General features: G+C 62.5%; 14 protein-coding genes and 1 other RNA gene. 4 read left to right on the top strand and 11 right to left on the bottom strand.

Going from position 1 to position 11,826, the window contains the following annotated elements; all coding sequences use genetic code 11:
- The first annotated feature begins 17 nt into the window (after window positions 1–17).
- Window positions 18–413, top strand: a complete 396-nt coding sequence (locus GSQ90_RS31750; RefSeq protein ID WP_158818980.1) for a VOC family protein — start codon at window positions 18–20, stop codon at window positions 411–413.
- A 34-nt stretch (window positions 414–447) separates the two neighbouring features.
- On the opposite strand, the gene GSQ90_RS31755 is transcribed toward GSQ90_RS31750, so the two are convergent.
- From GSQ90_RS31755 to GSQ90_RS31805, 11 genes are all read right to left on the bottom strand, one after another.
- On the bottom strand, window positions 448–1,398 hold the full coding sequence (locus tag GSQ90_RS31755) for a phosphoribosylaminoimidazolesuccinocarboxamide synthase (RefSeq protein ID WP_158818981.1): 951 nt from the start codon (window positions 1,396–1,398) through the stop codon (window positions 448–450).
- 150 nt (window positions 1,399–1,548) lie between these two features.
- Window positions 1,549–2,169 carry a L,D-transpeptidase gene (locus GSQ90_RS31760; RefSeq protein ID WP_158818982.1) on the bottom strand — a complete coding sequence of 207 codons (621 nt, stop codon included), beginning with the start codon at window positions 2,167–2,169 and terminating at the stop codon, window positions 1,549–1,551.
- A gap of 150 nt (window positions 2,170–2,319) precedes the next feature.
- On the bottom strand, window positions 2,320–3,015 hold the full coding sequence (locus GSQ90_RS31765; RefSeq protein WP_158819039.1) for an ABC transporter ATP-binding protein: 696 nt from the start codon (window positions 3,013–3,015) through the stop codon (window positions 2,320–2,322).
- Window positions 3,016–3,026: 11 nt separating this feature from the next.
- Window positions 3,027–3,776, bottom strand: coding sequence for an ABC transporter ATP-binding protein (locus GSQ90_RS31770; RefSeq protein WP_158818983.1), 750 nt, complete (start codon window positions 3,774–3,776; stop codon window positions 3,027–3,029).
- On the bottom strand, window positions 3,773–5,035 hold the full coding sequence (locus GSQ90_RS31775) for a branched-chain amino acid ABC transporter permease (protein WP_158818984.1): 1,263 nt from the start codon (window positions 5,033–5,035) through the stop codon (window positions 3,773–3,775). Before GSQ90_RS31775 ends, GSQ90_RS31770 begins: the two co-directional genes overlap by 4 nt.
- Complete coding sequence (locus GSQ90_RS31780; RefSeq protein ID WP_158818985.1) at window positions 5,032–5,967, bottom strand: branched-chain amino acid ABC transporter permease; 936 nt, start codon at window positions 5,965–5,967, stop codon at window positions 5,032–5,034. Before GSQ90_RS31780 ends, GSQ90_RS31775 begins: the two co-directional genes overlap by 4 nt.
- 67 nt (window positions 5,968–6,034) lie before the next feature.
- Window positions 6,035–7,267 (bottom strand): branched-chain amino acid ABC transporter substrate-binding protein, encoded by a 1,233-nt coding sequence (locus tag GSQ90_RS31785; RefSeq protein WP_158818986.1) that lies wholly within the window; start codon window positions 7,265–7,267, stop codon window positions 6,035–6,037.
- Between the two features lie 286 nt (window positions 7,268–7,553).
- Window positions 7,554–7,976, bottom strand: coding sequence for a hypothetical protein (locus GSQ90_RS31790; RefSeq protein WP_158818987.1), 423 nt, complete (start codon window positions 7,974–7,976; stop codon window positions 7,554–7,556).
- A 119-nt stretch (window positions 7,977–8,095) separates the two neighbouring features.
- Window positions 8,096–9,298 (bottom strand): pyridoxal phosphate-dependent aminotransferase, encoded by a 1,203-nt coding sequence (locus GSQ90_RS31795; RefSeq protein WP_158818988.1) that lies wholly within the window; start codon window positions 9,296–9,298, stop codon window positions 8,096–8,098.
- A 78-nt stretch (window positions 9,299–9,376) separates the two neighbouring features.
- Entirely contained in the window at window positions 9,377–9,772 is a 396-nt protein-coding gene (locus GSQ90_RS31800) for a type II toxin-antitoxin system VapC family toxin (RefSeq protein WP_158818989.1), read from the bottom strand.
- The gene (locus GSQ90_RS31805) at window positions 9,772–10,011 is read right to left on the bottom strand and encodes a type II toxin-antitoxin system VapB family antitoxin (RefSeq protein ID WP_158818990.1); all 240 of its coding nucleotides are present in this window, start codon (window positions 10,009–10,011) and stop codon (window positions 9,772–9,774) included. The genes GSQ90_RS31800 and GSQ90_RS31805 overlap by 1 nt, the downstream gene beginning before the upstream one ends.
- 106 nt (window positions 10,012–10,117) lie before the next feature.
- Here GSQ90_RS31805 and ssrS point away from each other — a divergent pair.
- The 3 genes from ssrS (at window position 10,118) to GSQ90_RS31820 (ending at window position 11,724) form a co-directional block, all read left to right on the top strand.
- A non-coding RNA gene (gene ssrS, locus GSQ90_RS31810) (6S RNA) lies at window positions 10,118–10,271 on the top strand.
- Window positions 10,272–10,298: 27 nt separating this feature from the next.
- A complete protein-coding gene (locus tag GSQ90_RS31815) occupies window positions 10,299–10,886 on the top strand; it encodes a 5-formyltetrahydrofolate cyclo-ligase (protein WP_158818991.1) in 588 nt (195 codons plus the stop codon).
- Between the two features lie 4 nt (window positions 10,887–10,890).
- On the top strand, window positions 10,891–11,724 hold the full coding sequence (locus GSQ90_RS31820) for a TIGR00282 family metallophosphoesterase (RefSeq protein WP_158818992.1): 834 nt from the start codon (window positions 10,891–10,893) through the stop codon (window positions 11,722–11,724).
- Window positions 11,725–11,826: the final 102 nt, after the last annotated feature.

Consider the following 11,826-nt stretch of genomic DNA (forward strand, 5'->3'; position numbering starts at 1 on the left):
GTGGAGGAAACATCCGCATGCTTCTATCGAATTATCTTTTCTTCACCACCGCCTGCGAGCAGGCGCTCGACTTTTATTCGCAATGCGGTTTGGGAAAAACTGTTGAAGCGATGCGCTATGGCGCCAATGGCGCGCCGGTGAAAAACGAAGCGATGCGCGGCAAAATCATGCATGCGAAATTCGAAGGGCCGGGCGTTCTTTTCTACGCTTCCGACAATGACGACGCCGAACCGATGCGCGGTTCGGCGCATATCCTCATGATGGACGATCGCGATCAGACCAGGCAATTTTTTGATCGTCTGGCCCAGGGCGGAAAAATCACAACCCCGCTCGGAATACAGCCCTGGGGCGCCTATTATGGCAAGCTGACCGATAAATTTGGCGTCCAGTGGATGCTGAATTGTCCGGTGTGAGCGGCGCTCGGGCGACGGCGAACAAGGGCGGCCATCAGAAATAGCGAGCGAGGTTTTTCCGTATCCTGTCCAACGGCGCCTCGCCCGGCGCCGGCGGTTCGAAGGCCCTGCCGGCGATGGTTTCGAAAGCGCGGATATAGACCTGCGTCGTCTGCGCAATCAGCGCGTCGGGAATTTCGGGGATTGGCTCTTTGTAGGGATCGCAGCGCGCGGCGACCCAGTTGCGCACGAAATCCTTGTCGAAGCTCTCAGGCCTTTCGCCCCTCGCGAAGCGCTCAGGATAAGTCGCCGCAAACCAATAGCGGCTGCTGTCGGGCGTGTGGATTTCGTCCGCGAGCACGATACGACCTTCTCGATCCGTGCCGAATTCGTATTTCGTGTCGGCGAGGATGAGCCCGCGCTCGCGCGCCATCGCCTGGCCGCGCGCGAAGAGCGCCAAGGCGTGACCGGATGCCGTTCGCCATTGCGCCTCCGTCAAGAGCCCGCTGCTCATGATTTCTTCCGCAGATAGCGGCTCGTCATGCCCGCCGTCGAAAGCCTTGCTTGTCGGCGTGACGATCGCTTCGGGCAGCGCCTGGTTGTCGCGCAATCCATCGGGAAAGCGGGCGCCGTACATCTCCCGCTGGCCTTGCTTGTACAGGGTGAGGAGCGACGTGCCGGTGGCGCCGGCGAGATAGCCGCGCACGATGAACTCCACCGGCAGGATGTCGAGCCTTTGCCCGACGACGACGTTGGGATCGGGATATTCGAGCGCATGGTTCGGGCAGAGATCGGCCGTTTTCTCGAACCAGAAGCGCGCCATCTGCGTCAGCACCTGACCTTTCAGGGGAATCGACGCGATGGCGCGGTCGAAGGCGCTGAGGCGGTCGGTTGCGATGATGATGCGGCGCCCGTCCGGCAGATCGTAATTCTCGCGGACCTTGCCGCGATAATAATTCGGCAATTCCGCGATCACCGCTTCGTGGATCGGTTGAAACCCGGACATGGACGGCATCGCTTCATGAGGGCTGGGAGGGTGATCAGAGCGGCGTTTGTTTGCCGCTCCTCGTTCCTTCTAGCCAAAAGCATGGCCGCACGCCATTACCGTCATGGCCACGCTTTGCTGGTCATGACGGCCGAGGTTCACAGACGGACTTCACTCGGTCGGCGTCGCATCGGCCTGTTGCGGGGCGCCCTGCAGCACGACGACGGTGGCGCCGACTTTGGCGCGTTCGTAGAGGTCGATGACGTCGTCGTTGGTCATGCGGATGCAGCCCGAGGAAACCGCTTGGCCGATCGTGTCGGGCTCGTTCGAGCCATGGATGCGATACAGCGTTCCCGCAAGATACATCGCGCGGGCGCCGAGCGGATTGTCGATGCCGCCTTCCATATGGGCCGGCAGGTCGGGGTGCCGGCGCAGCATCTGGGCGGGCGGCGTCCAGTCGGGCCATTCGCGCTTCATCGCGATATGCGAGACGCCGGACCATGCAAAGCCCGGGCGGCCGACGCCAATGCCGTAGCGGATCGCCTGATGGTCGGGCAATATGAAATAGAGCCGCCGCTCGCTGGTGTCGATCACGATGGAGCCGGGCCGGTAGGAACCGTCATAGGCGATTGTTTCGCGGGGGATCGGGGCGGCAAGCGGACGGTCGTCGGCGTAATTATCCGTCTGCGGCGGGTAGGAGAAAACGCCGATGTCCGGCAATGCGGACGCGCTGGTCGAAAAGGCGAGCAGGCCGGCAAGAATGCCGACGCCAAGGCATAAATTGCGAACCATTTGTCAACCCTCCGATCAACAAGCCCATATGATTCATAAACGAGGAAGCGCGATCTTGGTTCCCAAGATCGATCGCGGCTCCGCTTGGCTGTTACGGGATGGTTGGACAAGGCTCCGGCCGGCGTTGATTACACGCGCGGTGTCCGGACTTCATACTTCAAGCCATTCCTTGCGAATGGCCGAGGCGGCTTCGAGCGCCGCGGGCGTGCCTTCGTAGACGATCTTGCCGTGCCCCATGACATAGAGCCTCTTGCTGATTCTCAGGGCGATCGCGAGCTTCTGTTCAACCAGCAGTATCGCGACGCCGCGCTTGGCGATCTCCTCCAGGAGGCGGCCGACATGCTCCACCATCAATGGCGAAAGACCTTCGGTCGGCTCATCGATCATGATAAGGTCCGGATCCCCCATCAGCGTCCGGCAAATCGTCAGCATTTGCTGCTCGCCGCCGGAGAGAACGCCGCCCGGCGTATCGGCGCGCTCTTCGAGCCGCGGAAACATGCCGAACATGTCCGGCATCGTCCAGCGCCGAGCGCCCTTGCCGCCTTTTTCTCCGAGCATCAGGTTTTGCCGCACGGTCAGCGCGGGAAAGATGTCGCGCGTTTCCGGGACATAGCCCAGCCCCTTGCGCGCGATCTGGTGCGGCTTCAGGCCGGCGATCTGTTCGCCCTTGAAGCGGATCGAACCCTTGGGCGGCACGTCGCCCATGATCGCCTTGATCGTCGTCGAGCGCCCGACGCCGTTGCGCCCGAGCAGGCTGACGATCTCGCCCTCGCCGACGCTGAAGGTGGCGCCATGCAAAATATGGCTCTTGCCGTAATAGGCGTGGAGGTCCCCGACTTCGAGCAGGCGCGCCCTCATCAATGGCCTGCCTGTCCGAGATAAGCCTCGCGCACGGCGTCGTTCTCACGAATGCGGGCCGGCGTGTCGCAGGCGATGATCTGGCCATAGACCAGCACGGAGATGCGGTCGGCCAGGCCGAAAACCACGCCCATGTCATGTTCTACCATGACGAGGGTCTTGCCCTCCGTGACCTTGCGGATCAGCGCCACCGCCTGTTCGGTCTCGGTGTTGTTCATGCCCGCCGTCGGTTCGTCCAGCATGATCACATCGGCGTCGCCGGCGATCGTCACGCCGATCTCCAGCGCGCGCTGCTCGGCGTAGCTCAACACGCCCGCGGGCGCATCGCGCCGCGCCGTCAGCCCAATGCGCTCCATCAGCGATTCGGCGCGCGCACGGGCGTCGCGCAGTCCCTCGATGCGCGTCCAGAACGAATATTTGTGGCCAAGCGACCACAACGCGGCGCAGCGCAGATTCTCGTAAACCGACAATTTTGGAAAAATATTCGTGACCTGAAAACTGCGCGCGAGGCCGCGCCGGTTGATCTCATAAGGGCGCAGCCCGCCGATGCGTTCGCCGTTCAGCCGAATCTCGCCCGAGGTCGGCTTCAGGCGGCCGCTGATGAGGTGAAACAATGTCGATTTGCCCGCGCCATTGGGGCCGATGATGGCGTGACGCTCGCCCGCCGCAACCTCAAGCGAAAGGCCGCGAATGATCTGCGTCAAGCCGAAGCTCTTATGCAGGTCGACGAGCGAGAGCGCCGCGCTCATGCCGCCGCCGCCCGGTTGAGCCGCGCGGCGACGACGCCCCAGGCGTCTCCGACTCGCGGCCAGAGCAGCCGGCCGAGGCCGATCCCGGCGCCAAGCAGCAGCAACGCGACAAGCCACGGCGCCATCGAAGCCGCATCGACGTCAACGCCAAAGAGGCGCATCGCCGAGCCTTCGTCAAGCGCCTGGTCGAACAGATGATGCGCGAGTTCGACAATCATGACGGCGCCGATCAGGCCCGCGGCGAACGCCGGCGCGATCAGCGCATAGGCGGGCGCCAGCCGCCACAATTCGCCCCGGCGCGCCGCCTCGGCATGCAACATCAGCCAACCCGCCACGCCGCCGGGCGCATAGAGCACCACCGCGATAAAAAGCAGGCCGAAATAGAGCTGCCAGGCGCTCGTCAGGTCGGAAAGCGTGATCTGCAGAAACGTCATGATCACCGCCCCGATGATCGGACCGAAGAAAAAGCCGGCCCCGCCGACATAGGCCATCACAAGGACCAGGCTCGATTGTTGCGCGCCGAGCTGCTGGGCGTTCATGATCTCGAAATTGAGCACCGCCAGCCCGCCGGCGACGCCCGCGAAAAAGGCGGCGAAGCAGAAGGAGATGAAACGCAACATGCGCGGGGAATAGCCGATGAACTCGGCGCGTTCGGGATTGTCGCGCACCGCGTTGCACATGCGCCCGAACGGCGTGCGCGTCAGCGCATACATTGCAACGATGCAGACGAAGCACCAGACCGCGACGAGATAATAGACTTCAATCTGCGGGCCGAACTTGTGCCCGAAGAACGGCGCCAGCTTGGTGCGGTTGGTGGTGATCCCCTCCTCGCCGCCAAAGAAGCTGCGCAAGATAAAGGAGCTCGACGAAACGAGCTCGCCGAGGCCGAGCGAGATCATCGAAAAGACGATGCCCGCGCGCTTGGTCGAGACGAGGCCGAACAGGGCTCCGAACGCCAATCCCGCGAGGCCGCCGATAAGGGGAAGGAATGGCGCGGGCAGGTTGAGCTTTGCGTGGATGATCGCGTTCATCGCATGGATCGTGACGAAACCGCCCAGGCCGTAATAGACGGCGTGGCCAAAGGACAGCAAACCCGTCTGGCCGAGCAAAATATTGTAAGACAGGGCGAAAATGATCATCACGCCCATCACGCTCATCATCGTCAGCGCCGACGCCGATGGGAACGCCTGCGGCGCCAGCGCAAACAGCAGGGCCAGAAGCAACCAAGGCGAGAGCGCCCGCAGGATCGTCGAGGTCATGTTTCGCGCGTTCCCATCAGCCCGGTGGGACGCAAGATCAGCATCAGGACGAGCAGCGCATAGGGGATGATCGGCGCCAGTTGCGCGATCGTCACTTGCCACAGGTCGCCCAGCAACGGCGGCGCATTCGCGCCGAAAGCCTCGGCGAGGGAATAATTCATCGCCACGGCGAAGGTTTGCACCACACCGATCAACAGGGATGCGAAAAAGGCGCCCTGCAGCGACCCCAGCCCGCCAACGACGATAACGACGAACAGGATCGGCCCGAGGGAACTCGCCATCGACGGCTGCGTCACCAAGGCGGGGCCGGCGATCACGCCGGCAAGTCCCGCCAGCGCGGCGCCCACGCCGAACACGATCATGAAAATGCGGGGCACGTTATGGCCCAGCATCGCGACCGTATCGGGATGCGTCAGCGCGGCCTGGACGATCAGCCCGATTCGCGTGCGGGTGAGGATCGCCAGCAGAAACACAAACATCGCAATCGCCGTCAGCAGCATGAACATGCGATAGGCGGGATAAGTGGTGTCCAGCAGGCGAAACGCGACGAAATCGAGCGAGGGCGGCACGCGATAGTCCACCGGCAATTTGCCCCAGAACATTTGCGTGAGTTCTTCGATGATAAAGGCGAGCCCAAAGGTGAACAGCAGCTCGGAGACGTGGCCGAACTTATGCACGCGCCTCAGGCCGTAGCGCTCGACCAATGCGCCGAGCGCCCCCACCAACAGCGGCGCGACGAAGAAGCTAGGCCAGAAGCCGAGGCGCCGGCTGATCTCGAAGCCGAAATAGGCGCCCAGCATATAGAAGCTGGCATGAGCGAAATTGAGCACGCCCATCATGCTGAAGATCAGTGTCAGGCCGCTCGCCATCATGAAAAGCAGCATGCCGTAAAGCACGCCGTTGAGCGTCGAGAATATGACGAGCTGCAGCATCGTAAGCCAACCGACTGGAGAAGCGCGCGGACGGCGCCGGACGGATGGCGCCGTCCGGCGGCGAGAATTACGGACGCTCCATCTTGCAGGTGGTCGGCAAGATCGTATCCGCGCCCTTCACCACGCCTTGAGTCTTCCAGCCCCAGCCCGTGCCTTCCTCATCGAATTTGGCGCCCGGATCGAGCGGCCCGAAGCTGCCGATGTAGATGTCCTGGAAGAGCTGATGATCGTCCTTGCGCATTGTGGCGGGATCGCCGTCGAGGGCCTCCGTCGACATGCCCTCCAATTGCGCGGCGACGGATTTTGCGTCGTCGGCCTTGGCCTGGGTGATCGCCATGGCGAGCATACGCATCTCGTTCACGGCGCGCGGATACCAAAGGCCGATGCCGACTTTGGCGCGAAAATCGGTCTCGAACTTTTGCGCGGCGGCCGGCGCCGAATTCGGCAGGCCTTCATTGATCTGGAACACCCGATGCGACAGGCCGGTCTGCTTGATCGCGGTCGGTCCGCCGGCGCCGCCGGCATAATAGGTGTACCAGTCCGTCTGCAGGCCGGCGTCGGCCGCGGCCTTCAACAGAAGCGCGATGTCCTGGCCCCAATTGCCGGTGATGACCGCGTCCGCGCCAGAAGCCTTGATCTTGGCGATGTAAGGCGAAAAATCGGTGATTTTGAGCAGCGGGTGCAGTTCGTCGCCAACGATCTCGATATCGGGACGCTTCTCTTTCAGCATCGCTCGAGCCTGGGTGCGCACGGACTGACCGAAAGAATAGTCCTGGTTGATCAGGTAGATTTTCTTGACGTTCGGCCGATCCTTCAAATAGGTCGTCAACGCCGCCATCTTGATGTCGGAATTCGCGTCCCAGCGAAAATGCCAATAGGAACATTTGTCATTGGTCAGAACAGGATCGACCGCGGCATAATTGAGATAGAGCATCTCCTTGCCAGGATTGCGATCGTTGAATTTGGTCACCCAATCGGACAAGGCGACGCCGACTGATGAGCCGTTTCCCTGAGTGATGATGCGGATGCCCTGATCCGCGGCTTTCTGCGCCTGGATGAGGCTTTCCTGCGCATTCGTCTTATTGTCCAGGCCGACAATTTCGACCTTCTTGCCATTCAGCCCGCCGGCGGCGTTGATCTGCTCGGCGAGGTACTGGAAGGTCTTCAGACCGCCTTCGCCGACGGAGGCGCCGCCCCCGGACAAAGGATCGATGTAGCCGATCTTGATCGTATCGTCGGCGAACGCCGGAACGGCGATAAGACCAACCGCCAGCGCGAAGCCGGCCACCTTGAATTGCATGGCGTCCTCCTATGCCGGCCTTTTGCAAGCTTGGCCGGTCATGCCCCAAGTTATGGGGCGTTCTTCATTATTGTCCAGCCATTTGTGGAACGCCGCCTCGCGGAGATGAGACGCTCTGTCTGCACATTTAGTCTAAGATGGTTGATCGTATTACTTATCGAGAATCGACGTGCCTGAAAAAGAGGCGCGCACGGCGACGACCACGAATGCGGCGGCGCTGACAGCTCGGCGCGAACAACCCTCGTCCCGACCCGACATCGCGCCACGGAGGACGGCCCTCAATCGCTCAACACCCCGTCACAATCGGCGACAGGACGATATGGCCGTCTTTGGTCTGGTAGAGGTACTGCACCTGTCCGCCCAGACGCACAAACGTCGCCATGATCGGCTCGCTGCAAACCGAGCCGCGCATGTTCGATTCCACCTGCGAAGCAAGATCGCGCGCGGACATGCCGGAGGCATGCGAGGAGGCGTCAAACTCCGATTTGCTGAGTCCCCAGTTCGCTGTGATGACAACGCGCGTCCCCACCGCCCCGACCTTGGTGAAGATAACGTTCGTCTTCATCTGGATGGGCAGCAATTGCGCGATTTTGGCCTGCAAGGCGCGCGCTTTTTCGCAGACATTCAGATGAGCGTCCTGAGAAAAACAGTCTTTGCCGTCTTGCGCGGCGGCGGCGCCGATCGTCATCGACGCAGCGAGCGTCAGCATATTTCTGCGCCAATGGTTTGCTGCGAGCGTTCGGCCCCGCTTGAGCGAAACGCTTGGCCGTCTCGGGCTCCATCCGATGATGCAGCGCCGTACGGCCACGCGCGCCAGACCGCCCCGCCCTACCTCAGTTCCGCCGTAAACCGCTGGATTTTCCGGCATGCGTCCTCCAGCACCGCGGTCGAGGTCGCGTAGGAGATACGGAAGTTCGGGCCGAGGCCGAAGGCCGAGCCATGCACCACAGCGACGCCCTGCGCCTCCAGCAATTCAGAGACGAAATCCTCGTCCGATTGAATAACCTTGCCGGACGGGCCTTTCTTGCCGATCGCCCCCGCGCAGGAGGGATAGACATAGAAGGCGCCTTCCGGCGAAGGGCATTTCAAATGCTGCGCCTGGTTGAGCATGGAGACGACGAGATCGCGCCGCTCCTCGAACGCCTTGCGACGCACAGGGATGAAATCCTGCGGCCCGTTCAGCGCCTCGACCGAAGCCCATTGCGCGATCGTGCAGGCGCCGGATGTCTGCTGACCCTGCACCATATCCATCGCCTTGATGAGCTCGGCCGGGCCGGCGGCATAGCCGATGCGCCAGCCGGTCATCGCATAGGCTTTCGACACGCCGTTCATCGTCAGCGTGCGATCCATCAGGCCGGGCTCGACCTGCGCCGGCGTCGTGAACACGAAGTCGCCATAGACGAGATGCTCGTACATATCGTCGGTCAGCACCCAGACCTGGGGATGACGCATCAGCACATCGGTCAACGCCTTCAATTCGTCGCGCGTATAGGCGGCGCCGGACGGGTTCGAGGGCGAGTTCAGCACCAGCCATTTCGTGCGCGGCGTGATCGCGCGCTCGAGGTCCTCGGGCTGGAGCTTGAACGAATGCGCCATCGTCGTGGCGACGAACACCGGCTCGCCGCCATTGATCAGCACCATGTCGGGATAGCTGACCCAATAAGGCGCGGGGATAATGACTTCATCGCCCTTGTTGAGGGTGGTCAAAAACGCGTTGTAGAGGATCTGCTTGCCGCCGGTGCCGACGACCGTTTGGGCGGCCTTATAGTCGAGGCCGTTTTCGCGCTTGAACTTGGCCGCGATCGCCTCGCGCAGGGGCATGATGCCAAGCACCGGGGGATATTTGGTGTCGCCGCGTTCGATCGCCGCAATCCCCGCCTTCTTGATGTTGTCGGGCGTGTCGAAATCGGGCTCGCCGACTGACAGGGAAATAACATCGCGGCCCTGCGCTTTCAAATCGCGCGCCTTTTGCGTCACCGCGATGGTCGCAGAAGGCTTCACGCGGGCAAGGGCGTCGGCGATAAAGGCCATGATCTTGGGGTCCTGATGGGGTCGAAGGGGTTCGAAAGCGGCGCACCATAGTTTCAGGCGCGGGGGGCCGCAACCCTGCTACGCCACTTCAATATCCGTGTAGACGAAGTCATTTCCCTTGAAGAGCAGCGACAGGTCGCGCTCCCGCGCGCAGGCATAGGCGAAGCAATCGCCCATGTTGAGGCTGGCTTTATGTTTTCCGCGACCGAAGCGCCCGAACGTTCGGGCGGCCTCTCGCGCAATTCCGACTGTGATGTCAATCATGCTGGCGCGAGCCTCGTCAACGAAGAGAGCGACTAGCTTCTCCGCGTCCTCGATGGAGCAGGCGCGTTGGCGCGCGAGACCTGTTGTGGCTTCATAGACAACGAAAGGCGACACATAAATTTCGCGCGCCTGGGCGAGACGCGCGGAAAGCGAAAGCCGGTCCGGTTCGTCGGCGATGATCGCGATGATCGCCGAAGCGTCGACGAACATTACGCATCCCCCGACATTTCATCAAAAAACGCTTTGTCGGCCGCCAGACCGGTTTCGGGAAACGTCTGGTATCGAGCCGAAATGGCCGCAAGACGGTCGATCAAAGACGCTCCGCCCTGAATGCGCCGGTGCTCATTTTCAACGGCTTCAAGAATCGTGTCGGTCAAGGTCTTGTGCTTGAGCTTGGCCAAACGGCGCACCGCGGCGTCAACCACCTTGCTTCTCACCGAAAAAGCCACTCTATAACTCCTTGTCTATACGAGCATATAGAAACGTATATACACCTGACGGCATGCGCCCGCAACCGCGCTGGTCTTTTCTGGAGTGTGCGCTTACATAGGCCTTGCGGAGCTGTGGGGTTCGTCAGGACACTTTTCCCCGGGGCCATACGATCCCAACGGGAGCTGTCCCTGGCCTTGTCCGTGGACTTGGTCATATGGCGCCCACCTACTTACGTAGGTACCCGGGATCACCGTCCAACGGCCATCGCGGCCCCGCGCTTTTCTTTTCGGATTGATCCCCAGAGATGCCGACAGCCCCCGCCGCCCGCAAGGACAGCTTGCGCCAACAAGCCTTGCAGCGGCGCCGCGCGCTCGATTCCAAAGTCCGGGAATCGTTCTCCGCCCGTCTTGCCGAGGAGGGCCTGGCCATCGCGCGGCGGATCGGCGCGCGCGCCGTATCGGCGTTCTTCCCTATTCGCGGTGAGCCTGACACGCTGCCGCTGCTCGCAGCACTCGCGGCGCACGGCTTTTGCACTGGGCTGCCAACCACGGTCTCACGCGCCGCCCCCCTCGTCTTCCGGCAATGGCGTCCCGGCGATCTCACCATTCCCGGCGCGATGAAAGTTCCAGAGCCCCTCGCGAGCGCCAAGGCGCTCGATCCCGACCTGCTTTTCGTGCCCCTCGCCTGTTTCGACCGTCGCGGCCACCGCATCGGCTATGGCGCGGGCCATTATGATCGAACCCTGGCCGCGCTGCGCGCCGCTGGACCTGTCACGGCCGTCGGAGTCGCTTACGACGCCGCGCAGGCGCCCGCCATTCCCGACGAGCCCCATGATCAGCGCCTCGATTTCATTCTGACGGAGCGCGAATTGATCGATTGCAGGGACGGCTGAACCGATGCGTCTTCTCTTTGTCGGCGATGTCGTCGGACGATCCGGCCGCACCGTTCTTCTCACGCAATTGCCGCTGCTGCGCGCCCGATGGCGGCTCGATTTTGTCATCGTCAACGGCGAGAACGCCGCCGGTGGATTCGGCATCACCGAAGCGATCTGCGAGGAATTCCTCGACGCCGGCGCCGACGCCGTCACGCTCGGCAATCACGCCTTCGACCAGCGCGAGGCGCTCGTCTATATCGAACGCCAGCCGAGGCTGATCCGCCCGGCCAATTTTCCGCCGGGCACGCCGGGGCGCGGCGCCAATCTGATCGAGGCGGCCAATGGCGCCAAAGTGCTCGTCGTCAATATGATGGGCCGCGTCTTCATGGACGCGCTCGACGATCCCTTCGCGCGCATCGAACAGGAACTGAGCGCCTGCCCGCTGGGCCTCGCCTGCGACGCGGCGGTGATCGACTTCCATGCCGAAGCGACCAGCGAAAAACAGGCTTTTGGGCATTTTGTCGATGGGCGCGCCAGTCTGGTGGTGGGCACCCACACCCATACGCCCAGCGCCGATCATCGCATCCTGCAAGGGGGCACCGCCTATGCGACGGAGGCAGGCATGACCGGCGATTACGATTCGGTCATCGGCATGGACAAGGAGGAGCCGCTGCGCCGCTTCACGCGGCGCATTCCGTCGGGCCGTTTCGAGCCCGCCAGCGGCCCGGCGACGCTGAGCGGCGTGGCGGTGGAGATCGGCCCCAAGGGCCTCGCCCGAAAAATCGCGCCCGTGCGGATCGGCGGGCGGCTCGCGCCGGCCGAACCGGATTTCTGGGGAGCCGATCAGAACGGATAGATCGTGCCTCTGACGCGGATTCGGGCTCACGCCCAACCTAGAGTCATGAGCCGGTAGCGGGTCGTCGCCCCTTCAAGGCGTCGCCCTTGAGATCTGGCGCAT

The organism is Methylocapsa sp. S129 (assembly GCF_009765995.1).
Taxonomy (GTDB): domain Bacteria; phylum Pseudomonadota; class Alphaproteobacteria; order Rhizobiales; family Beijerinckiaceae; genus Roseiarcus.

What these genes read in the sequence shown, in the direction of transcription:
- GSQ90_RS31750 (WP_158818980.1), top strand. Translation starts at nt 18, where the DNA reads ATGCTTCTATCGAATTATCTTTTCTTCACCACCGCCTGCGAGCAGGCG.
- GSQ90_RS31755 (WP_158818981.1), bottom strand. Translation starts at nt 1,398, where the DNA reads ATGTCCGGGTTTCAACCGATCCACGAAGCGGTGATCGCGGAATTGCCG.
- GSQ90_RS31760 (WP_158818982.1), bottom strand. Translation starts at nt 2,169, where the DNA reads ATGGTTCGCAATTTATGCCTTGGCGTCGGCATTCTTGCCGGCCTGCTC.
- GSQ90_RS31770 (WP_158818983.1), bottom strand. Translation starts at nt 3,776, where the DNA reads ATGAGCGCGGCGCTCTCGCTCGTCGACCTGCATAAGAGCTTCGGCTTG.
- GSQ90_RS31775 (WP_158818984.1), bottom strand. Translation starts at nt 5,035, where the DNA reads ATGACCTCGACGATCCTGCGGGCGCTCTCGCCTTGGTTGCTTCTGGCC.
- GSQ90_RS31780 (WP_158818985.1), bottom strand. Translation starts at nt 5,967, where the DNA reads ATGCTGCAGCTCGTCATATTCTCGACGCTCAACGGCGTGCTTTACGGC.
- GSQ90_RS31785 (WP_158818986.1), bottom strand. Translation starts at nt 7,267, where the DNA reads ATGCAATTCAAGGTGGCCGGCTTCGCGCTGGCGGTTGGTCTTATCGCC.
- GSQ90_RS31790 (WP_158818987.1), bottom strand. Translation starts at nt 7,976, where the DNA reads ATGCTGACGCTCGCTGCGTCGATGACGATCGGCGCCGCCGCCGCGCAA.
- GSQ90_RS31795 (WP_158818988.1), bottom strand. Translation starts at nt 9,298, where the DNA reads ATGGCCTTTATCGCCGACGCCCTTGCCCGCGTGAAGCCTTCTGCGACC.
- GSQ90_RS31800 (WP_158818989.1), bottom strand. Translation starts at nt 9,772, where the DNA reads ATGTTCGTCGACGCTTCGGCGATCATCGCGATCATCGCCGACGAACCG.
- GSQ90_RS31815 (WP_158818991.1), top strand. Translation starts at nt 10,299, where the DNA reads ATGCCGACAGCCCCCGCCGCCCGCAAGGACAGCTTGCGCCAACAAGCC.
- GSQ90_RS31820 (WP_158818992.1), top strand. Translation starts at nt 10,891, where the DNA reads ATGCGTCTTCTCTTTGTCGGCGATGTCGTCGGACGATCCGGCCGCACC.